We start from the raw sequence: 21,768 nt of genomic DNA, 5'->3' as shown, positions 1-21,768 counted from the left end.
CACTTCTAGCATTCTGTTATTTTGGTTCCACTAATAAATATCCGCTCATTTCTTGGTGAAGCGCTGAGCAGAAGTTCGTACAGTAAATCGGGTAGACACCAGGTTTGTCAGCGACAAATTCCAAAGTGTTCGTTTGTCCGGGCTGAACTTCAAAATTCAAGTCGTACTCGTTAATACCGAAACCGTGGGTAATATCTTGGTCAAGATCGATATTTGTCATATGGAAGAATACCCGGTCCCCTTCTTTGACGGTTACAGCATCTGGCCGTTCCGATTTCGCGTCAAAGATGAACTTGGACCGCATTGCGATTCCATAGATATGCACTTCATTTCCTTTACGTTCAACACGTGTGTCATCCTGCTTCCAAACGGAGTTTTCGCGAGCTTCATCTTTTGGATAAACTGTTATTGTATTAATCTTATCCCGATGGATGATTTGCGCGTAATGTGGTTCCGGGTCGACAGGAGCTGCCATAACATGTTCCATCTTCTCTCCAGATATATCAATGAGGTCCATGGATTCCGGATGGGAAGGTCCGACAGACAAGAAGTTATCTTTTGCAATTTTGTTCAACGCGACAAGCCATTTACCGTCAGGCGATACTGTATCTCCCTCGGCTGCTGTAGAGTGACCCGGTGAGAAGTATGTCGGCGTGCGGTCGATCACTTCGCCTGTATCAACATTCCATTTAACGATTTCAGAAGAAATGAACATTGTATTGTAAGCATTTCCTTTATCATCAAATTGGGTATGAAGCGGGCCTAATGCACCCGGCGGATCGACTTCACGTTCCATAACATCTTCATAGGCGAGAACCGGAATTCCGAATTTCTCATCAGTGAAACTGCCTTTCTCAATCGCATCGAATGCTTTTTGGAATGAAAACACAGTCATCATCGGTGCAAGTTTTCCTGCAGCTATGAATCTAGTGCCATCAGGCGTGACATCGACACCATGCGGTGATTTCGCAACAGGGACTGCAAATATCGCCCCTTTATGCTTGCGGGGATCGATCATTTTAGCGCCGTTCACGTCATCGTAATTGCCTTCAGCCACTTCCTCCTCAAGCTTTTTCCAGTTAAGAAGAACGATATAGTCGCGGTCATTTTGTGAAGCATTGATTTCAAGATTCGTTGTTGCAAATTCCGAGTTGTATGTCGTCATGACAATCCAGTCACTGGACATCTTTTTGCCCGCGTCGGACAAGTCATATGACCATGGCGGAAGAACGACTTGATAGGCAAGGTCAAATTTCTTTTTCTCGCGATCAAAAGTTGTCATGGAGACGACACCTTTGTATTCATTTTCGTATTCATCCAAGTCCGCAAACTTCCCATCCAATGGACGGGCAAAGCGAGTCGGCAAAGCGATGTACTCAGTATTTTCAGTAACAAACACACCTGCGTGAGGACCGCCCATATTAGGCAAGGACATAATATCCACTGTATGGAAAGTACTCAAATCCACAGCCGCCACACGATTATTCCCTACGTCATTCGCAAATAGGAACTCTCCATCATAATCCCCTTCAGTTTCTGAAATGGCAGGGTGATGGAAGTCCCCCCATGTAAAGCCGCCCAACATTTCTTTTGACTTGTCATCATATCCATAACCCGTGGCAGGATCCGGCGTAAAAACAGGCACAGTCCGAATTTTACGCATAGACGGGAGACCATATACAAATAATTGCCCTGAATGCCCACCGGAAGCCATCATATAGTACTCATCTTTTTCTCCATATGGAACGTATACTTTTTCAGCCTTCGTTTTATTTTCCCCAGCATTTTGATCCGCTTTATTCAGATCCGCGAAAAACACTACCGCGACTAAAAGACCCGCAGCTATCCCAATGACTGCTGCGATGATGCGTTTTATCAATGGTGTATTCAATTCTCTTCACCCCACTCTTTATTGTTCTGACGCTTTCTCTAAGAACTTAACAATTTCAGCACGATCTTCATCGGATAAAGGACTTCCCGCAATGACTCCTGACATAACTGCTGATGTGGGCTCTTGTAAGAATGAGTCTAGATCTTTACCGTGTTTTCCTTCGATATCCTTAAAGGCATTTGATAGATCGGGACCTGTTGTCCCCCCTTCAACACCCATCGAGCTGACGGCATGACATGATAAGCAGCTATTGTTGCTCATCACTTCCGCTTCGGCAGGGACTGAAGTAGCTTCCTCCTTTTCAACTTCCCCCTTGTCCACTTCAGTTGAAGTGTTCTGTTGTGTAGTCTGTTGTTTTTGATCTTTACCTGCTTGGCTGAAATACAAATATCCTCCTCCGAAAGCCAACAGGAACGCAATAAGAAAAATCACACCATTTGTCTTCATTTTCTGCTACCTCTCCTTTCTGTTTTTAATAACATGTATTTATAATATAACTTTAGCACGGAACTAATTTAGCCAACAATGGATTTCCAATCTTTCACAGATTCTTCACAGTTTTTCCGGCGTATCTTTGTAACAATTACTATTTTAATTAAATATTTATTATTCAGTCATTACACCATTCCTCTTTAGTACTCTAGTGAAACATATACATAACAAGAGGCTTTATGTTTTCTGTGTATATAAATGTCTGTATAATTTTAATTAAGTAGAATTAGGGAAGAGGGACTGAAAATGAGAATCCTCGTAATCGAAGACAATGAAAGTGTATCTTCCATGATTGAACTGTTTTTTGAAAAGGAAGGGATTTACGGCGAGTTCGTGAAAGACGGACTCCAAGGCTATGAACAGGCTGTCTCGGGAAATTGGGATTGTCTGATTATCGACTGGATGCTGCCTGGGATGGATGGAGTGACAATCTGTCGGAAGTTGCGAAAAGCCGAAGTTGCAGTGCCGATTATCATGCTGACAGCGAAAAATAGTGAATCCGATCAGGTTCTTGGACTTGAGATGGGTGCGGATGATTATGTAACAAAGCCGTTCAGTCCGCTTGCGCTCATGGCACGCATTAAAGCTGTTACACGCAGGTATTTGATCGCGAAAGAGGATCGTGTTGATGTCGTCACACTGAAAACGAAACACTTCACTATTAATACCGCTACCCGCGAAGTGCTCTTGGACGGCAAGCCGGTACCGAATTTAACGCCGAAGGAATTCGATCTGCTCCATTTTTTCATTCAACATCCAAAGCAGGTGTTTTCGCGCGAGCAGCTACTAGATCGAGTGTGGGGCTATGACTTTTACGGCGATGACCGGACAGTCGATGTGCATATCAAGCGATTGAGGTCGAAGGTGTCAAAGCCGGATCAGCCATTTTTCCATACAGTATGGGGCGTAGGCTACCGATTCGACGAAACGACTGGTGAGCAGGAATGAAGATCAAATACTTCTATCAGCAACTCGCAAGCCATTTCAGTGTCATCATCATCGCTTTTCTCATCCTGAGCCTGCTGTTCTCCCATTTCGTCGAGCAGTTTGTCTATGACAATAAAACGGAAGAGCTCGCCTCCTACGGACAATCGATATTGACGGATATCGAGCAGGACCAACGTAATTCCCGGTCCATTTTGAAATCATACGGATATGTATTGAAGAGCAGGGATATCCAATACAGCTTATTCGATGAAAAGTCCGTCATCATTTATTCGACCGGACTGAAAACGCCTTTAATTGAACTGAATGAGGAAGAGTGGCGGGAATTGCAAAACGGGAAAACGGTCACTGTGAAACAGGAATTCAAACGGTTCGAACAGGCGGTCACGTTCGTCCTCCTCCCCTATTTCCATAGGGAACAGTTTGTCGGCGGTGTCTTATTAACCTCCCCGATCAAAGGATCCCGGGAAGTGATTTCACAGATGAACAGCTATTTGATCTACACAACGGTCATTGCGCTAGCGATTGCATTATTATTGAGCGGATTGCTGTCGACTTTCCACGGCCGGCGCATCAATCGGCTGCGTTCAGCTACTGCGAATGTGGCGCAAGGCGATTATTCCGTACGGATTCCGACCGCGGGCGTCGATGAAATTGGAGAGCTTGCGGGGGACTTTAACAGGATGGTCGAGAAGCTTGAAACGTCAGCAGAGGAGATCGAAAACCTTGAAAACCGCCGCCGGCAATTCATGGCGGATGTGTCGCACGAACTCCGAACACCCCTTACAACAATCCGCGGCATCATCGAAGGTTTGCGCAATGATATGATCTCGGAATCGGAAAAGGAGCGTGGCCTGCAACTCGCAAGCAGCGAAACGATGCGCCTCATCCGCCTTGTGAATGAAAATCTCGACTACGAAAAGATCCGTTCGAATCAAGTGACATTAGTAAAACAGGAGATCCAACTTGGTGAACTGCTCGCAATCATTGAGGAGCAACTTGAGGATACCGCTGCCGAACGCGGCGATAAAATCGTTGTAGACGTTAGGGAGGAAGTTTCTGTCTTCGCCGATTATGACCGGCTCACCCAGGTGTTAATTAATATCGCGAAAAACAGCATCCAATTCACGGAAAACGGAACGATTTGGCTCCGGGGATATACGTCGAAGGAGAAGACAGTCATCGAAATCGAGGATACCGGCATCGGAATGGATACCGGGGAAATAGAGAAGATTTGGAGCCGATTTTACAAGGCGATCGACTCACGGACGACGAATCCATATGGCGAATTCGGACTTGGGTTATCGATTGTGAAGCAGTTGGTCACCATGCACGGTGGAACGATTGCAGTCGAGAGTGAGAAAGGTGAAGGGACGAAATTCAGGATTGAGTTGCCGGGTGAGGTTGCGTGCGAGGAATAATGGAGTCTTTGATTAGATAAATGGACCTTGGATGCGAAAGAATGGGGCCTTGCCAGTTCAATCAACTTTGACCTTGTCGTCACCGGCAGGGTAAGCTATGTGAAATGTTCAGTTTTGTTCGTGAGATGTAGAAAGGTCTGTCTACCGGCTCCCCGCCGATTGACAGACCTTTTTCACGCAAATTTTTCCACTAATTCACATATGTTATGAATGAAAGTCTTCCACTCTATGGTACGATACAATTAATTTAATGAAACTATCGAGGTGTTTCTATGAACTTCATCGCTTGGATCATCGTTGCATGTGAAATCGGATTTTGGGTCGTTATCGCAGCCGGGCTCATCACAAGATATATATTCAATCGAAAACGGCTCGGTTTATTCTTTCTAGCCTTAACCCCAGTCATTGATTTGCTTTTGCTCATTGTCACAGCGAACGATCTATACAACGGCGCAACCGCCACGCAAGTTCATGCAATCGCCGCCATCTACCTCGGCGTTTCAATCGCTTTTGGAAAGAGCATGATCCGCTGGGCGGACGAACGGTTTTTGTATTACGTCAAAAAACAAGGCCAGAAACCTGTCCGTAAACATGGACTTGCCTATGCCAAGCACTCCATGAAAGGCTCTTTGCAGCATGTGCTCGCATTCATCATCGGCGGAGCGTTCCTTTTCCTGATGATCTATCTAATCGATGACCCATCCAAAACCGAAGCCTTATCCGGAATGTTGAAAGTATGGGCGCTCGTCCTGGGAATCGATTTTGCCATATCTGTCTCGTACTTCATATGGCAACGACCGCAAAAAACAGGTTAATCGCAAAAGCCGGTCCATTATCTATAGAGGTGCGGCTTCCTATTACATTACCACTGCATATAATTCTACCCAAAAACGCATAAAGTTTTCTAAAAGCTCATAAATCTCTCCAGAAACTCATAACGCCCGATAAAAGTCCATAACCCCCGATAATCACGCATAAAAAGCATTATTCACGCATAAATCCGAAAAACCGACCCCTACTGGATCGGTTTTTTCATGTTAAAAATTCTTACGATACCATTCCGTTGCCGCATCCACTTCCGTCCGCGTCAACGAATGTCCGTTCATTTCCCAATGGACTTCCGTTGAAGCACCCGCACCCGCCAGTAACTCTTGCAGATCGATTGTCTCCTGCGCCGGACAGATCGGGTCATTCTTCCCTGCTGCAATAAACACCGGAAGGTCCGCCATATCGGGCAGCTGGATCCCCCGCCTCGGTACCATCGGATGATGCAAGATAGCCCCTTTTAACGAATTCGCATAATGGAACAACAGGCTCGCCGCAATATTTGCCCCGTTCGAATAGCCAACAGCGACAATATTCGACCTATCAAATCCATGCTCTTCCGCCGATTCGTCGAGAAATGAATGAAGTTCCTTCGTTCGGAAAATCAAGTCCTCCTCATCAAAAACGCCTTCCGCAAGTCGCCGGAAAAACCGGGGCATCCCGTTTTCCAGCACATTCCCCCGCACGCTCAGTACGGAAGCGTCCGGATCGATCAATCCTGCAAGCGGTAATAAATCCTCTTCGGTCCCACCGGTTCCATGCAATAAAAGAAGAGTCGGTTTTGACGGGTCGGTTCCTTGCTTGTAAATATGCTTCATGATTTCTCCCCCTTGATTCATTGTATATCTAACTAGAATTTAGTATCCTAAATCACATATCTTGAATTCAAGGTAATGGTAACAGAACAACTTCCCACTGTCAAAAGGGCTGTTTCATTCAAAACTAGAGCAACGCCAATAATGATATGCGATTGCTTCAGACATGAAGCCAAGTCCTCTGCTTTCGACTTGCAGGATGGGCTGCCACTCCTCTCCTCTTCCTCTCATCAAATAGATTTCGTGATGGGGAGCAGGGTCGAAATAACCTGACATATCATATGTGCCATGCCTTCTAAAGACAGCATTCACTTCATAGTCGATTCTCGGCGCGGTCGTCAACGGATTACCGACAGAATGCTCCAATACAAAACCGCTTTCCCCTTTACGGTGGTCGGTCCTCTTCATCGTTATCCCATCAGCTGAAGCTTTCGCTTTTTCCCTGAAGCGCTTCAGATGATCGTAGGCGACTGTTGGTCCTACTTCTTTCGAAAACTTCATCGGCTCACCTTTCTCGTCGTAAGCCAGCTCAATATCGACGCGTGTTCGAAAGCCGTTTCCATTCGGATCAAATCCCCTTTGGTCACCTTCGAAAAAATGATTCGGTGACAGCGGATTCGGATTTCGTATCCACTTATCCGCGAGGAACGTCGTATAGCGGAATTTCCACCGATCAATGTTCTCCACTTCCTGTTCACGTTCGTTGACCGGCCTCAGCAATTTGGAGGGCTTGCCGATTGATTTGATTGTCGTAAACGTTTCAACTGCCGATTCTGATGTGGAAGTAGCTGGATTCAACAAGCCGAATAAATTGGATACGGCCGATTTAACCGAGGTTAGTATCTCCTCGGATTTCTTCAGCGGGCGTCTGGAACGGATTGTATAGACGTATGATTGGTCCACATCAATGTCACGGTCGATATATCTGGTCGTGTCGACTTTCGCCATAAACTCCCCATTCCGGTACACTTCATATTCATCGACTTCTTTAATCCCCTCCCATGCCAGGGCGATTTGCGTTCTCGCGACGATTGTCGTCATGACTAGCGACTGCAAAGGGTTTTCAATATTTTTCTCTTCGGCGAATGCCGAGGTTTGCATCGCGATAACATCGACGACTTGATTGTTTTCCACGCGCTCAATCATATAGTGATATAGCTTGCCATGTTTGAAGTCACCATCCTGGAATTCCGGTACGGATCCTTCATACAAATGCTCGCCGTCTTTGTACACGTTGTAAAATCCACCGACATCATTCCATGTGAATGAAATCAGGTCATGCTCATGCTTCACTGATTTGATTTCAAATAGCATACGGACCGCCTCCTATTTTCATTTTGCTGCATTGACAGATCGCCTAAACATTTGACGGCTTTTTATTGTCAATGCCCTTGTTGCCGAATCGCGAAACAATCGCCGGAAGTGGTCTTAAGTCCCTTTTTGGTGATAAATGCGTTTATTCAATAGATAATTTTCCATATTCAATAGATAACTCGCTGGATCCGATAGATAACTCTACATATTCAATAGATAAAGCTTGGATAGCATAAAAAAATCCCTTCGTTTCATAACGAAAGGAGCATAAATTACTATCCAGCAGCCAAACATCATAGAAGGGCCTCTTCCTTCCATATCCGTTCCACTTGCGCACCGTTATCGGTCACATGCACACGAAACACATCTGGATTCGTCAACGCCTGCCACTCCTGGAAACCGATCCGTTCGTCATAACATCTCAACAGCAATGTCATTAGATTCCCATGTGTGACGAGCACGGTTTTCGAACCGTCCGGCAGTTCATCTACGACTTTACAGACGCGCTCCATCGCTTCATGGGATGACTCTCCGCCTTCATATTTTAAATGGAAATCAAGAAAAGAATCTTCCAATTTTAATAGCCAATCTTCAAATGCATGTGAACTCAATGTTCGTTCCGCCAATCGGCTGTCCTCTTCGATATGGATTTTCTTTCTATCTGCAATTGGTTCTGCAGTCCTCCGGGCACGGATGAACGGGCTTGAAATGACTCGCTCCACTGCCAGCTCATCAAAAAACTCAGCAAGCTTCTCCGACTGGACGATGCCTTCCGCAGTCAAATCCGCATGCGGTGACTGACCTTCCGCTGAACAATGGCGCACAATATAAATCACCTTTTCCAATTCAACCACCTCCATTCCTGTTTTTCCCTTGGTTGCATCAAAGAAAACATTGTTGCTCTTTTCTAAATACTAACACTTCATGTAAGGGAATAAAAAGCACATTACATGGAACTCTAATGGCATGGAGGTGGAGATAATGAAGATTTCGAAAAAAGTTACTGAAGCAGGAACCGATATCGAAGAAGTGAAACGGCAAAATGCTAACTCGGGGTTGACCTATAACCAAGTGAAAGAAGTTCTTGCCCGCACCGGTGGCATAGGAACTGCGCAATACAGTGACACAGATCCAGCGCAAGTCCGAAAAGGAAACGAGCCTGCTGAATAAAAAAGTCGGTTCCCATGACGGGAACCGACTTTTTTTACTTCATATAACGATTCAAGAAATGACCGACCTTCACTTTATATGTCTCCCCGGAAAGCGCAAAGGCTTCGCCGTGGTTTGCGTTCGGGACGAGGAATATTTCACTGTCGCTCGAAGTGTTCCGTTCCAATTCCCCCGCCATTTCCGTCGGCACGAACGTATCGTTCATTCCATGGATATAAAATACCGGTACGCTCGTTTTCTTCACTTGCTTCAGAGCGCTAGCTTCCCTGAATGAATAACCGGCACGGACTTTCGTCATAGCGCTTGTGCTATCCAACAATGGAAAAGCCGGCAGATGGAACATCCGATTCATCTGGTAGGTGAATAATTGGTATACGGATTGGTAGGGACTGTCTGCAATGATGGCTTTCACTTGACGCGGAAGGCCTTCCTCGCCGCTCGCCATTAACACTGTCGCCGCCCCCATCGATAATCCATGGTAGGCCACTTCCGACTTCGGTCCAAGCCTTTGCACCAACAGATTCGTCCAATCGATGAGATCGAGCCGATCCGGCCATCCGAATCCGTAATAATCACCTTCACTTTTTCCATGCCCCCGCGCATCCGGCATGAAGATGTTGTAGCCAAGATCATTATGATAATATTGTCCGAAAAGACCCATCTGTTTTGCGTGGCCTAAATAGCCATGCGGCAAAATGACAAGTTTGTTTGTCGGCTTCGCGGCGGGTAAATAGTAGCCTGATAGCTTCAGTCCATCCCGTGAAGTCAGATGTAGCGTTTCGAACTTCTGGGCGGCGACCCATTTCTTCCAATCCCCTTTCAAATAAAGATCCAATGTCTGATCGGACACTTCCAAATCGGCATTTCCCTGTAAGTACTCTTTCGGTCCGCGCTTGACTGCAAGTTCAAAGAAAAAGAAGCTGCCCGCAATCTGTATGACTAGGAAGACGGTCGACAAAATAACCAATAATTTCTTCCAATTTATTTTAATTGTTCTCATTCCCTCTTATAGTCTCTCGGCAGTTAACTGCCTGCTCTTATTATATCGGATAATAGTTACGTTTATATATATAATTTAATAGTTCTTTAAATTACCATTTTGAAATGATTGTTTAACTCAAATTCCACGGGGTACCGATTACCATACTTGAAGTCTATGTGAAGCAGGTGATCTGCATGAAATTATTTACAATCGGTCATTCCACTCATACGAAAGAGGAATTCCTGAAACTGCTGCGTGATGGGGAGATTACTATGCTTATTGACGTGCGCGCCTTCCCCGGAAGTCGGAAATTCCCTCATTTCCACGAAGATCGGATGAAGGAATGGCTGCCGGAAAACGGCATTGATTATAAGACTATGAAATCGTTAGGCGGACGCAGAAATAAATCGAAAGTGGTCGATGATGAGGTGAATGCTGCATGGAATAATCAATCCTTCCATAACTACGCAGATTATACATTGCAACCTGAATTCCGGGAGGGGATGGAACAGTTAAAAGAGGAAGCTGTATCTAAAAGAGTCGCAATTTGTTGCTCGGAACGCCATCCCGCCCGGTGCCACCGTTTAGTAATCAGCAATTGGCTTGCGTTGAATGGATGGACGGTATGCCACATAATAGACGGTCCAAAAGGCGAAACTCTCATCGAGCAGCATGAACCCGGCAAATGGGGGGCATCGCCGAAACACAATACAGATGGAACAGTAACGTATCCAGAAACGCATTAAAAAAGCCGCGACTGATTGCAGGGGGGTTGCAATCAATCGTGGCCTTCTCATTATTGGTCTTTTTTACGATTTTTATTCTCATCTTCTTTAGCAGCTTTGTCGGCACTTTTAAATTCCTTTGCATATAACACTTCTTGGGTAGAACTCAAGCCGTTGTTTTTTTCGGTGAACCTTTCATGCGGCTCCTTTTTCTGATTCATAGAAAAATGCTCCTTTCCGTCAATCTACAATCAGTTTTCCCGGACCGCTGAAATTTAACCGATTGATTTTATCGTGCTGATTGTACAGGAATTTCAATTTTATAATTTATCGGCTTCATATGATGCATTCCTTTAATTCTCAAATATTCAGGTGTCGTTTCCGATGAAAATACCAATGTACGTACCTTCAAAATCCTTCCGTCATGAAACTTTTCAAAGTCTTGCCTAACGGTTGTTTCGAGCGGAGAGGAATTTCCCTGGCCCTCAATTGTAACGCCATCGAAGAGGACATCATCATTAGAAGCAATTGTAATTTCGATTCCGTCTTCCGTTTTCATTACATCCCTTACCCAAATATCCTCGCCCTTTATCACGTACGGTTGTTCATTTATCGGGGTAAGCGGAATGTTTTCATCGACGCTTGTATAACCGACGAATTCCTTAACAATTAGCTCCAAGGAATCCAATTTCTTAGGCAGTCCGTCAAAACGCAAATCGAAGTTTGTGCCACCTAGCGCTGATCTGGTACCGCCACCTACCATTTCAACTGACTTTCCGTTCGCAAGCAACTCTATTTTTTCAAAAGGAAGGCTGACCCGGCTAAGATTCTCGACATTCACTTTCCCTTTAATTATTGTTAATGAAGGAGTGGCTGTTATTGTTTTGAATGTAATTGTCCCTTTGTCGACTTTCACTTTTTTCCTGATTTTCTGCTGGATTTCGGTTTGCATTGCTTTGTTTGGATCATAGGGGAATGAAATAGTTCCTTCTATCAATTTTCCTTCCTGAGTCCACTTCGAAAATTCCAATGTTAACTTCTTCGCAAATGGGCTGACTGGTTCAAATGACATTTGCCCTTTGATTTCGGATTTCTCCTCATTAAGTATGGACATTCCGCCTCCTTGGTGTGAGTTTGTCAGAAAACCTGTAATTGTCATGAATGGAATATCTTCAGTTTCCTTTGTATTTGCTAAGGTATAATAAAGGATCAACTGATTGGCATCCGTCATAATGCCATCTACAGTAAATTCCGTTCCATCTTCAAGTAAAACACTCTTCCCTATTGTCTGCCCCATTCCTTCTTCATTCAGCTCGGCAAGTGTCCCGCTCATCACTTCATCGAACCCCATTATTTTCTTCCCGTAATAGGCAAACCCATTATAGTTATAGCCGACAAAAGATAAGAATAAGAGGGCAACTACTGCGATCGGCCATTTGGGCTTCAGCTTCTGTTTAACAGGAGCAGTTTCCAGCGCTTGCCTGAGCCGCCCTTCCAACTCATCAGGTGCTGTTACAGTGTCCAACTGTTTCTTCCGTTCAAGTAGTTCCTTTTCGATATCACTCATTAATCTCACCCCTATACTGTTCCTTTATTTTCTTCAAACCTTGAAAGACTCTGGACTTTGCGGTACCGACCGAAACATTCATCATTACGGCAATCGTTTCGTAATCCAAGTCGTGAATGTATTTCAATTGGATCGCTTCTTTCTGGTGTTCACTCACAAATTTCAACATCTCTTTGATTTCCATTTGCTGTTCGCTTTGCAGGTATGGATTGTGGGTGGAATCATACGGTTCCCAATCATCCAGCAATACAACCTTGCCCTGCTTCTTCAACATTTGCTTGCAGCGATTCACCAAAATGGTTTTGCTCCAGCTATAAAAGGATTCTTCCTTTTTTAATTGGCCTATTTTTTCATACAAACTGACGATCATTTCTTCCATCGCATCCATAGCATTGTGCGAGTTTCCCATATATGAAAGAGCTAGACGATAATAATCATCCTGCTGCGCCATAATCAATTCCAACAACGCTTCTTTATGCCCCTTTTTCGCTTTTTTCACTAACCGAACGACCTTCACGACCTCACCTCTCCCCTATAAGAGTCATCATACCGCTAAAAAGTTCATTTCTCTTGGAAAGAAAAAACTTAATCGAAAACGGCACACCCGTCATGGTTGTCCGCGACGGAATCGCGTATAGTAAGAACAGGTGATAATATGAAAACAAAAATATATATAGACAATAGTACATTTGTTGCTGGAACGACTTTGAAGGATGAACGTCGGCCGGAGCATAATAATATGGCTTTTCATGCAAGTGAGAAGCCCGAATCCGTCATCGAAAACCGGAAGCGATTGGCGGATTCCCTACAACGTGAGCTGACGGATTTCGTCAGCGCTAGTCAAACGCATAGTGCGAATTTCCATAAGGTGACGGTTGCCGATAAGGGGCGCGGCGCTGAGGTTGGAGCGACCGCCATTCCGGATACAGATGCACTTTACACCATTGAACCAAATGTTCTGCTCTGCAGCTTCACGGCAGATTGCGTACCCGTCATTTTTTGGAATGAAGCGAACGGCCTCATCGGTGTAATCCATTCCGGCTGGCAAGGAACCGTCAAGGAAATCACGTTGAAAATGTTTGACCATTTAAAAAAAGTTGAAGGGTGCAAGCCTGGAGATTTTCACGTGCAAATCGGAATGGCGTTAAGTCAGGAGAAATTCGAAGTGGATGAGGATGTCTATGTAAAGTTCAAGGCGCTCGGGTATGCGGATGAATACATGTATTTCAATGAGACTACGAATAAATACCATATCGACAACCAGAAAACCGTGAAGAAGCAACTCGAGCTAGCGGGCATTCCACCCGAACAAATCACTCTTGATCGGACATGCACCTACATAAGCCCCGATGGTTTCTCGTATCGCCAAGATAAGAAAGCGGGAAGGCATCTGAGCTTTGTTATGAGAAATGGCAAATGACTCAATAGCTTATAAAGCCGAGTATAAATAGAAGTACCCGTCCTGCATGTAATGCGCTGGACGGGTATTTTTGCATTGCTACCATGCACTCACTGAACTTTGATTTGTCCAAATTACATATTTTTGCTATCAGAAGAATCGAGTGCGGCAAGTGGCTCGATTTCTACAATTAGGTCGGAAATTCGTATCAAATATATTGTTTCTTCGGTTGCGCGAAGTGACCCTTTTTCTGCTTGTGCAACGGCGATTGCGGGACGTTGCCCGCACTCTGCTTGTGACACGCCGATTTCGTGAAGTTACTTTCAATTTGTTTCGGCCACACCTGTCACATGACATAAACGGACTAGTACTTTGGCGGCGGGAAGTATTTCGAACTCGGCTTGTGTGTTTCCGATTTTCCGAAGTATTTCGCACTCTGCTTGTGCGTTTACGATTTTCCGAAGTATTTCGCACTCTGCTTGTGCGTTTACGATTTTCCGAAGTATTTCGCACTCTGCTTGTGCGTTTACGATTTTTATGTTTGTGGTTCCAGAATGCTCCCCAAACATCGTTTGTACGGCGGTGATTGTGGGATGTTACCCGAACCCTGCTCGTGCGGTGGCGTTTTCGTGAAGTTACCCGAACTCTGCTTGTATGACGGCGATTGCGGGAAGTTGCCCGAACTCTGCTCGTTCTACGTTTTTTCCGTGATGTCCTATTGTTGCTTCGAGGATCTTGAAACATAAAGTCATCAAGCCCCAAACGACTGACCTTTTCTCTCGCTCTTTGTATTTCATTTTCAAAAAAGAGTGACATGTCCAAACCTCCCCTCTCATGATGTAGAGAAAAAAACCGTGTGTTTCACGCTTTCATTCCTCTTCTTAAAGTACGTTGCATATTTGACAGGGGTTGAGTTAAGTGCACAACTTACGATAAATAATGTATGGAAACATCTTTCATAATTATTCATAGAAATAGAATAATGAATGAAGGAGTGGGGTTTTATGGGAACTATCGAGAAATTACCTGAGTATCGACTTTTTATACACCCTTTGGATTTGATTGAACTCCGAAAAGATATTTGGATTGATGATCCTGTTTCTGCAAAGCTCACGATTCATGGAAAAAAATACGAAGTAGACATCGCTTATCGTGGATCCCATATCCGTGACTTCCCTAAAAAGTCATACCATGTCTCTTTCTATAAACCTTCAACTTATCGAAATGCTAAAGCATTACATTTAAATGCAGAATTCAAGGATCCATCATTGATTAGAAATAAACTTTCCTTTGATTTCTTCAATGAAATTGGTTGCCTCGCACCACAAGCACGGTTTGTCTTTTTGAAAGTGAATGGAAGAAATGAAGGAGTGTACTTGGAATTGGAATCAGTCGACGATCGATTCCTTGCAAACCGAAAATTGCCGGCCGGTTCTATTTTTTATGGAGTCGACGGGGATGCTAATTTTTCCTTAATGAGCGACTTGGACAAAGAAGTGAAGAAATCACTTACGTTCGGATATGAACAACAATGTGGGGCAGAGGAAGATGCACAGCATTTACAAAAAATGATCATAGACATTAATACGATTCCAAGGGAAGACTTTGAAAAGGAAATTGTGGACTATATAAATGTGGATAAGTATTTACGTTGGCTCGCCGGTGTCGTTTTCACTCAGAATTTCGATGGATTTGTCCATAATTATGCACTTTACCGGAACAAGGAGAGTGGATTGTATGAAATCATCCCTTGGGATTACGATGCGACATGGGGGCGGGACGTGAATGGCGAGGAAATGGAAAGTGATTATTTACGAATTACAGGCTTCAATACACTGACAGCTAGGATTCTTGATGTAAAAAACTTTCGGAGCCAATATAAAAGCTTAGTAAAGGATATTTTAAGCAATCAATTCACTGTGGAATATTTGAAACCGAAAATACAAAGAATGCATGCATCGCTTCGCCCTTATCTATTATTGGATCCGTATAAAATGGACAGTATTGATCTCTTTGACAGAGAACCCGACTACATCTTTAATTTTATCGAAGAACGATCTGCATTTATTAAACAAGAGATAGATACGTTGTAGATGAAAAATCCACGCGCCCCTTACAAAGGAATTGCGTGGATTTTATTTCTATAGCGGACGAAGCCTATATCCCCCTTTTGAGCGGATTCTTCCATTCCATTACTAACGCATAATTATGTGAGTCTTCATCTTCCAAATAGTTTTTGATCAATGTTATAGGCATGCGCCCGCAGCGGAGAAGAAAATCGAGCATAATCATCAGAAATTGCTCCATAACTCGGCAAATGAAAAGGATGCCCCCGTAGCCGGAAGGCACCCTTCATAAGAATCTATTGCTTCTGTTGTCGTTTTACTTCATTCTGAGCTTCCTCTTTAATTGCGTCCACTTGCATCTCCGCTTTTTTCGCGGCATCATTTGCCAATGCAGCGGAGTCTTTCGGTTGCCCGTTCGGTTTATCTTCTTTATCGCCGGCATAGCTCTTGGTCATGATGATCACTCCTTATGTTGATATATATAGTATTCCCAACTAGGAGCCCATCCAAAACCTTTAGTTCATCTCATCAATGCATAATAAAGAACGTACAGCCAACTAAGAATTCCATGGAAAATTGCCCAAAGGATTGATTTATGGACGCTCCAAGAAATGACGACCGCTAGACAAGTGCCGAGACCGATGCCTCGCTCCAACATCTTTTTCTCCAACTCATTCCTCCCTTAGTCCAATATAAGTACGGTCGCCTCCTTTCATGAAAGATAACTGCGCGTGACGCTTATTTTTATTCCGCAAGGGTAAACTTCTACTAAAAAGGATGAATGGCTCCATGATGTATGACTGTGTCATTGTCGGCGGCGGACCGGCTGGCTTGAACGCCGCCCTCGTGCTTGGACGAGCGAGAAGAAATGTGCTGCTTTTTGATAATAATCAAGCCCGAAACCGGGTGACACGCGAAGCCCATGGATTCATTACCCGCGATCGTATCCTTCCTGACGAGTTCCGGCGGCTTGCTCATCGAGATATCGGCAACTATCCGTCCGTGGAGATTAAAAGTGAAAAAGTTGCTGCTATTAAAAAGCTGGACAACAACCATTTTGAATTGGAAACTGCAGAAGGCAACAGCTTTCAAACGGTAAAAATCATCTTGGCGACAGGCTTGAAGGACGAGCAGCCGAACATCCCGAACATCGAAAAGTTCTATGGGACGAGCATGTTCAGCTGTCCGTACTGTGACGGATGGGAGCTTCGTGACAAGCCGCTTGCCGTCATTGCAGATAAAAACGTGTATAAGCTTGCGAAGGAAGTTTTTGTTTGGAGCAAAGATTTGGCTGTGTTCACGAATGGCGAAGGGCGGCTCGAGGCGGATGAATGCGAGAAGCTGCTCGCGAAAGGCATCCAAGTTTTTGAAGACAATATTGCCTCGCTGGAGGGTGAAAATGGCCAGCTGAAAGGTATATGCCTGGAGGACGGGACGCTCATTGAACGCGCCGGCGGGTTTGTCACTCCCCTTTGGAGCCATTGCAATCAGTTCGCGGAAGAGCTCGGCTGTGAGCTGAATGAATACGGCGGCATCCAGACTGACGAATACGGCAGGACGAATGTGTGGAATGTGTATGCTGCTGGGGACGCAGCGAATATCGTCCCTGCCCAGCTCGTCATTGCCGCGGGATCCGGGAGTGCTGCCGCTATCGGAGTGAATGGTGATCTGACGAATGAGTTTTTTGATGATTGAGTATGTAAGCCGCCTGTGCACGGAGTTGCGTGCACAGGCGTTTGTCTTTTATACATTCACCACGATGATAAACGCGTCAAACCCTTTAGCTTTCAAATCAGCCACTTGCTTGTCCGCGTTTGACTTGTCCGCAAAAGAACCGGTGATGACACGGTAATACGTTATGCCGTTCACGACAGCGATATCGATGAAACTGTCGAATCCTTTCGCTTTGAGCGCGGCAACTTGCTGGTCGGCATTAGCTCTCGTCGTGAATGAACCGGTGACGACTCTATATAATACATTGCCCGTTGGCGGCGGAATGCTCACCTTTTGCAGGCCAAGTGCTTTAGCGAGTCCATTGACATGTCCTCTTGCCGCCTTATCAAGCCACGCCGATGTTTTCATTTTTGCTGCGTCGGTTGCATTGTCGATGAACCCATTCTCCGTCAGCATTGCGGGCATCCGGCTTTCGCGAAGCACATGGAAATTCTCCTTCTTCTTACCGCGGTTCGGCATATCAATCAATTTAACGATTTCCGCGTGAATCGTGTTCCGCAATTGGGCAGTAGTTGAAGAATCCGACAACAGGTTATGGATATAATCCTCATACCCCGTTCCTCCGCCAGCATTAATATGGATACTTAAATAGTAATTGGCACCCCATGCATTCGCGTCATTCGTCCGCTGCGGCAAATCTACAGTCTGATCACCCGTCCGGCTCATCCGGACCGTCGCATTCGAATATTCATTCACGAGCATATTTTTAACGCGTGTCGCAATTGCGAGCGTCAAGTCCTTCTCCTTCAAACCATTTGCAGATGCTCCCGGATCTGTTCCACCATGCCCCGGATCGATATAAATTTTAACCATTCTTCTTCATCCTCTCGTTTTTTAGTTGTTTTTCATTCCAAAATCCACTAGCCTGACAATCAGCCGTTTGAATGTCTACATGAAGTCCACCTCCTTTTAAGAAACCCTATTTCTAGCGGCATCACCTCCTTTCGGCCAATAAAAAAAGCGATGCCTATTCCTTTGGCAACCGCTCTTTCACTTCTCGTATTTCATCCACAATCTCATCGTATTTGTCAGTCATCACTTCCAATAAAAACTGATAACGCTTCTCCCTCGTCTCACTGCTTTTCACTTGATACCAAAACAACCATACGAACAGGACGGCAAACGGACCCTGTGTCAAAAAATAACCTAGAAGCTCTTTTGTAGCCATGCCAATCCTCCTTTTAATTTTAGGAAAACAAAAAGAACGCCCTAGTGGACGCTCCTTTGAAATTCCTCTAATTGTGTTGCTGTCAGCCGATTTACTTGGCCTGCACCCATTGTAACCTGGAAGATTTCCACTCGTCATTTCTACGACATTTGCGGCACATGCGGCATTTGCGACATCTTATATATGATGGCGTCTTTTATTCTGCCGATTTGACGGTCCGATATTTGCATATGCCTCCCGATCCAGCGCAAGCTCTTCCCCTCGAGCAGCCAATGCAGCACTTCAAGTTCACGGTCTTCCGTGATGAATGTAATTCGTTCTTGGACAAGTTGGATCTTGCGCTCATACTCGTACACCTTTTTCAACCGTCTTTCCCTCCTGTTGAATTCCCGGTAGATGGGATCGGCAGGACGGCCAGTTCCTTTCGGCATTGCCGCTTCGACACCGTAGCGCGCTGTCATCCCTTCTCCAACTTCATTCATTCCCTCGCGAATGACTTTCACACTGTTGATCATCCAATGATAATCCTTCACTAATTGTTCCATTTCCTCCTTCATCATGACAATCACCCCTTGTTTTGGTTTCACAAATGAAACCTTGTAGCCACACTTTACCATGCCAACGTTTCATTTACAACTACATAGTTGTCACAAGAGAAACTTTGGTATATAATAACCATAACGAACAGGGGGTTTCATGATGTATTCTATAGGCCGCGAAATTAAGAAGATTCGGAGCGAACATAAATTGTCCCAGGAGGAGTTTGCCGATCGGATCAATCAAAAGCTAGGTCTCTCGATTACAAAAGGGATGGTATCGAAGTGGGAGTCCGATTCAATCGAACCGAAAACGAGGATGATAAAGGCGATTGCGGAGACATTCCATGTTTCATTAGATCAGATGCTTGGATTGAAAGTGCCGGAAACGCCATCGACGGTTGAAACGATTGCTGCCCATATCGATGATGATCTGACAGAGGAAGAGCTGGCGGACATTAACAGATATATTCAATTCATCAAGTCTCAACGAAAGTGAGGTGGTTCCATGACCTATGAATCCCTGATTGCCCAATACCCCCATTTGGTCATCAAGGAAGTCAAAACACTCCCATCCGGGCTCGCGGGCCTCTATATGGACGAAGTCGTACTCATTGATAAAAATCGGAGCCATTATGAAAAGCACTGCATTTTGGCGGAGGAAATCGGCCATTATGAAACGACCTACGGCGATATTACGGATCTTCAGAAGTTGACGAATTTGAAGTTGGAGCTCGCAGCGAGGAGATGGGGATATGAAAAAATCGTATCGTTGGATAAATTGATCGAATGCTATGAATCGGGTTTTAAGACGGTTGAGGAAGTGTGCACGCATCTTGAAGTGACGGAGGATTATTTGAGTACGTCCATTGCCCATTACCATTCCCGTTTCGGCGTTTCGACAATTCATGATGGATATGAGATTTTCTTTGATCCACTTTATTTACGAAAGCTGTAATTTTTTTTAGATTCGAAACGAACATACGTTTCCTTTAGAAGCTGAAAAAGACCAAATCCATTTGAGGTTTGGTCTTTTCCCGAAGGTCATAGCGCTTAGGCATGATTGTGGATTTGGATTTATGAGCGAATGCAGCGATTTATGATCACTTATACAGATTTATGAGCGCTTGCCAAGATTTATGATCACTTAAACGAGTTTATGAGCGCATGTCATGATTTATGATCACTTGTTCGAATTTATGAGCGTTTGCCGACATTATGTTCCGCAGAATGTCCTGTATGGGGTTGTCGCCGCAGACGGCACGACGTATTTTTCTTGATCAGCCGAGTAAGCGTATGGGTTTTCAAGCGCGTTAAGCAATTCTGCCATTACGCCGAAGTCCCCTTCGATTGCCGCATCCAATGCTTCTTCCACGCGGTGGTTACGCGGGATAATGGATGGATTATTCTCTTGCATCAGCTGCTTGACGGCAGCTTCCGACTCCGGTTGACTTTCCAACCTTGCCTTCCATCTATCATGCCAGTCGTTAAACTCAGGCGTCTTGCACATCGGCAACGCGTTCAGATCACCCATTGTCAGTGCACGGAACGTATTCGTGTAATCCGCCTGATTGTCTTTCATAATCCGTAACAGATCCTTCACGAGCTTTTCGTCATCCTCTTCTTCATTGAACAAACCGAGCTTGCTTCTCATGCCTTTGAGCCAATGCCCATAATACTTCCCCGCATACCCCGAAAGTGTTTGTTGCGCAATGTGGACAGCTTTTTCCTGATCTTCATCGAAGAGCGGCAAAAGCGTTTCGGCAAATCGTGAGAGATTCCATTCTGCAATTCCGGGTTGATTGCCGTACGCATAACGGCCTTGCCGATCGATGGAGCTGAAGACGGTCGCCGGATCATACGTGTCCATGAAGGCACAAGGTCCATAGTCGATCGTTTCGCCGCTGATTGTCATATTGTCCGTATTCATGACGCCGTGAATGAAACCGACCAGTTGCCATTTGGCAATTAACGACGCTTGCCTTTCCATCACTTTTTGCAGCAATGACACGTGAGGATTCGGGTCATTGGCCACTTCCGGATAATGTCTTTCAATCGTGTAGTCCGCTAACGTACGTAAATCCTCAACAACCTCACGCGCCGCCGCGTACTGGAACGTGCCGACACGGATGTGGCTTGCCGCAACACGCGTCAAAACAGCTCCTTCAAGCGTCTCCTCACGATAGACGGGTGCTCCCGTCACAGCTACCGCTAGACTCCGCGTCGTCGGGATGCCGAGCGCATGCATTGCCTCACTAATGATGAATTCACGCAGCATCGGTCCAATCCCCGCACGGCCATCGCCTCCACGGGAAAACGGCGTCTTGCCTGAACCTTTCAGCTGTATATCGAACCGCTTTCCTTCAGGTGTCATCTGTTCGCCAAGCAGCACGGCCCGTCCATCCCCGAGCATCGTAAAATGGCCGAATTGGTGTCCGGCGTATGCTTGTGCAATCGGTTCTGCGCCTTCAGGTATCATATTTCCTGCAAAAATCTCTGCTCCTTCTTCGCTTTCCAATAACTCGGCATCCAGTCCGAGAGATTCCGCCAATGGCTGATTGAATACAACCAATTCCGGTGAAGGCGCTTCTTCCGGATTAGTTTCCGCGTAGAACGGCTCCGGTAGACGCGTGTAGCTGTTATCGAAACGCCATCCGAATCCTTTTCTCTCTGTCATCGTCTTCAGCTCCCATTTTTGAAATTCCATGTTTTACCTCG

The 21,768-nt window shown here is 45.1% G+C and carries 25 protein-coding genes; 10 read left to right on the top strand and 15 right to left on the bottom strand.

The genetic code is table 11. The annotated features are described in order from the left end of the window. Nucleotides 1–16: 16 nt before the first annotated feature. Together nosZ and OC538_RS12155 are read right to left on the bottom strand one after the other, a co-directional pair. The gene (gene nosZ / locus OC538_RS12160; RefSeq protein ID WP_262177789.1) at nt 17–1,879 is read right to left on the bottom strand and encodes a Sec-dependent nitrous-oxide reductase; all 1,863 of its coding nucleotides are present in this window, start codon (nt 1,877–1,879) and stop codon (nt 17–19) included. 30 nt (nt 1,880–1,909) lie between these two features. After that, a complete protein-coding gene (locus OC538_RS12155; RefSeq protein ID WP_262175734.1) occupies nt 1,910–2,338 on the bottom strand; it encodes a c-type cytochrome in 429 nt (142 codons plus the stop codon). 291 nt (nt 2,339–2,629) lie between these two features. Here OC538_RS12155 and OC538_RS12150 point away from each other — a divergent pair, with 291 nt between their 5' ends. From OC538_RS12150 to OC538_RS12140, 3 genes are all read left to right on the top strand, one after another. Further along, nucleotides 2,630–3,331 carry a response regulator transcription factor gene (locus OC538_RS12150; RefSeq protein ID WP_262175733.1) on the top strand — a complete coding sequence of 234 codons (702 nt, stop codon included), beginning with the start codon at nt 2,630–2,632 and terminating at the stop codon, nt 3,329–3,331. Beyond that, nucleotides 3,328–4,749, top strand: a complete 1,422-nt coding sequence (locus tag OC538_RS12145; RefSeq protein WP_262175730.1) for a sensor histidine kinase — start codon at nt 3,328–3,330, stop codon at nt 4,747–4,749. The genes OC538_RS12150 and OC538_RS12145 overlap by 4 nt, the downstream gene beginning before the upstream one ends. A gap of 272 nt (nt 4,750–5,021) precedes the next feature. Further along, the gene (locus OC538_RS12140) at nt 5,022–5,564 is read left to right on the top strand and encodes a hypothetical protein (protein WP_262175729.1); all 543 of its coding nucleotides are present in this window, start codon (nt 5,022–5,024) and stop codon (nt 5,562–5,564) included. 222 nt (nt 5,565–5,786) lie between these two features. On the opposite strand, the gene OC538_RS12135 is transcribed toward OC538_RS12140, so the two are convergent. From OC538_RS12135 to OC538_RS12125, 3 genes are all read right to left on the bottom strand, one after another. Then, a complete protein-coding gene (locus OC538_RS12135; RefSeq protein WP_262175727.1) occupies nt 5,787–6,392 on the bottom strand; it encodes an alpha/beta hydrolase in 606 nt (201 codons plus the stop codon). Nucleotides 6,393–6,506: 114 nt separating this feature from the next. After that, nucleotides 6,507–7,703 carry a DUF3238 domain-containing protein gene (locus OC538_RS12130; protein ID WP_262175725.1) on the bottom strand — a complete coding sequence of 399 codons (1,197 nt, stop codon included), beginning with the start codon at nt 7,701–7,703 and terminating at the stop codon, nt 6,507–6,509. Nucleotides 7,704–7,996: 293 nt separating this feature from the next. Next, on the bottom strand, nt 7,997–8,539 hold the full coding sequence (locus OC538_RS12125; RefSeq protein ID WP_251695903.1) for a histidine phosphatase family protein: 543 nt from the start codon (nt 8,537–8,539) through the stop codon (nt 7,997–7,999). A gap of 145 nt (nt 8,540–8,684) precedes the next feature. Here OC538_RS12125 and OC538_RS12120 point away from each other — a divergent pair, with 145 nt between their 5' ends. After that, nucleotides 8,685–8,873, top strand: coding sequence for a gamma-type small acid-soluble spore protein (locus tag OC538_RS12120; RefSeq protein ID WP_262175723.1), 189 nt, complete (start codon nt 8,685–8,687; stop codon nt 8,871–8,873). Between the two features lie 34 nt (nt 8,874–8,907). Here OC538_RS12120 and OC538_RS12115 read toward each other — a convergent pair whose 3' ends face one another. Continuing rightward, nucleotides 8,908–9,873, bottom strand: coding sequence for an alpha/beta hydrolase (locus OC538_RS12115; protein ID WP_262175721.1), 966 nt, complete (start codon nt 9,871–9,873; stop codon nt 8,908–8,910). Between the two features lie 176 nt (nt 9,874–10,049). Between OC538_RS12115 and OC538_RS12110 the strand changes: the two genes are divergently transcribed. Then, entirely contained in the window at nt 10,050–10,601 is a 552-nt protein-coding gene (locus OC538_RS12110; protein ID WP_251695571.1) for a DUF488 family protein, read from the top strand. Between the two features lie 50 nt (nt 10,602–10,651). Here the strand turns inward: OC538_RS12110 and OC538_RS12105 are convergent, their stop codons facing one another. The 3 genes from OC538_RS12105 to OC538_RS12095 all read right to left on the bottom strand — a co-directional run bounded on the left by OC538_RS12105 (nt 10,652) and on the right by OC538_RS12095 (nt 12,664). Next, complete coding sequence (locus tag OC538_RS12105) at nt 10,652–10,801, bottom strand: YfhE family protein (RefSeq protein ID WP_251695572.1); 150 nt, start codon at nt 10,799–10,801, stop codon at nt 10,652–10,654. 68 nt (nt 10,802–10,869) lie between these two features. Beyond that, entirely contained in the window at nt 10,870–12,147 is a 1,278-nt protein-coding gene (locus tag OC538_RS12100) for a DUF4179 domain-containing protein (protein ID WP_262175717.1), read from the bottom strand. Further along, nucleotides 12,140–12,664, bottom strand: coding sequence for an RNA polymerase sigma factor (locus OC538_RS12095; RefSeq protein WP_262175714.1), 525 nt, complete (start codon nt 12,662–12,664; stop codon nt 12,140–12,142). The genes OC538_RS12100 and OC538_RS12095 overlap by 8 nt, the downstream gene beginning before the upstream one ends. A 138-nt stretch (nt 12,665–12,802) precedes the next feature. Here OC538_RS12095 and pgeF point away from each other — a divergent pair, with 138 nt between their 5' ends. Both pgeF and OC538_RS12085 read left to right on the top strand, forming a co-directional pair. Continuing rightward, on the top strand, nt 12,803–13,567 hold the full coding sequence (pgeF, locus tag OC538_RS12090; protein WP_262175712.1) for a peptidoglycan editing factor PgeF: 765 nt from the start codon (nt 12,803–12,805) through the stop codon (nt 13,565–13,567). A 983-nt stretch (nt 13,568–14,550) separates the two neighbouring features. Then, the gene (locus OC538_RS12085) at nt 14,551–15,639 is read left to right on the top strand and encodes a CotH kinase family protein (protein ID WP_251695576.1); all 1,089 of its coding nucleotides are present in this window, start codon (nt 14,551–14,553) and stop codon (nt 15,637–15,639) included. A 269-nt stretch (nt 15,640–15,908) separates the two neighbouring features. Here the strand turns inward: OC538_RS12085 and OC538_RS12075 are convergent, their stop codons facing one another. Both OC538_RS12075 and OC538_RS12070 read right to left on the bottom strand, forming a co-directional pair. Beyond that, nucleotides 15,909–16,067, bottom strand: a complete 159-nt coding sequence (locus tag OC538_RS12075) for a hypothetical protein (RefSeq protein ID WP_251695577.1) — start codon at nt 16,065–16,067, stop codon at nt 15,909–15,911. Nucleotides 16,068–16,132: 65 nt separating this feature from the next. Next, nucleotides 16,133–16,282 (bottom strand): hypothetical protein, encoded by a 150-nt coding sequence (locus tag OC538_RS12070; protein WP_251695929.1) that lies wholly within the window; start codon nt 16,280–16,282, stop codon nt 16,133–16,135. A 119-nt stretch (nt 16,283–16,401) separates the two neighbouring features. Between OC538_RS12070 and OC538_RS12065 the strand changes: the two genes are divergently transcribed. Next, nucleotides 16,402–17,307: an NAD(P)/FAD-dependent oxidoreductase gene (locus OC538_RS12065; RefSeq protein ID WP_251695578.1), complete on the top strand. Its 906-nt coding sequence runs from the start codon at nt 16,402–16,404 to the stop codon at nt 17,305–17,307. Nucleotides 17,308–17,355: 48 nt separating this feature from the next. Here the strand turns inward: OC538_RS12065 and OC538_RS12060 are convergent, their stop codons facing one another. The 3 genes from OC538_RS12060 to OC538_RS12050 form a co-directional block, all read right to left on the bottom strand. After that, on the bottom strand, nt 17,356–18,159 hold the full coding sequence (locus OC538_RS12060) for an N-acetylmuramoyl-L-alanine amidase (RefSeq protein ID WP_262175707.1): 804 nt from the start codon (nt 18,157–18,159) through the stop codon (nt 17,356–17,358). A 154-nt stretch (nt 18,160–18,313) separates the two neighbouring features. After that, the gene (locus tag OC538_RS12055; protein ID WP_251695580.1) at nt 18,314–18,514 is read right to left on the bottom strand and encodes a BhlA/UviB family holin-like peptide; all 201 of its coding nucleotides are present in this window, start codon (nt 18,512–18,514) and stop codon (nt 18,314–18,316) included. 140 nt (nt 18,515–18,654) lie between these two features. Next, nucleotides 18,655–19,074, bottom strand: a complete 420-nt coding sequence (locus OC538_RS12050; protein WP_262175703.1) for a helix-turn-helix transcriptional regulator — start codon at nt 19,072–19,074, stop codon at nt 18,655–18,657. A 139-nt stretch (nt 19,075–19,213) separates the two neighbouring features. Between OC538_RS12050 and OC538_RS12045 the strand changes: the two genes are divergently transcribed. Beyond that, nucleotides 19,214–19,549, top strand: a complete 336-nt coding sequence (locus tag OC538_RS12045) for a helix-turn-helix domain-containing protein (protein WP_262175702.1) — start codon at nt 19,214–19,216, stop codon at nt 19,547–19,549. A gap of 9 nt (nt 19,550–19,558) precedes the next feature. Next, nucleotides 19,559–20,008 carry an ImmA/IrrE family metallo-endopeptidase gene (locus OC538_RS12040; RefSeq protein ID WP_262175699.1) on the top strand — a complete coding sequence of 150 codons (450 nt, stop codon included), beginning with the start codon at nt 19,559–19,561 and terminating at the stop codon, nt 20,006–20,008. Between the two features lie 258 nt (nt 20,009–20,266). Here OC538_RS12040 and OC538_RS12035 read toward each other — a convergent pair whose 3' ends face one another. Beyond that, nucleotides 20,267–21,727: a protein adenylyltransferase SelO gene (locus OC538_RS12035; protein WP_262177786.1), complete on the bottom strand. Its 1,461-nt coding sequence runs from the start codon at nt 21,725–21,727 to the stop codon at nt 20,267–20,269. Nucleotides 21,728–21,768: the final 41 nt, after the last annotated feature.

It is taken from the genome of Saccharococcus sp. Marseille-Q5394, from assembly GCF_946901335.1.
In the GTDB taxonomy this organism is placed as follows: Bacteria; Bacillota; Bacilli; order Bacillales_A; family Planococcaceae; genus Sporosarcina; species Sporosarcina luteola_C.
This window is presented reverse-complemented; position numbering and strand designations above follow the sequence as displayed.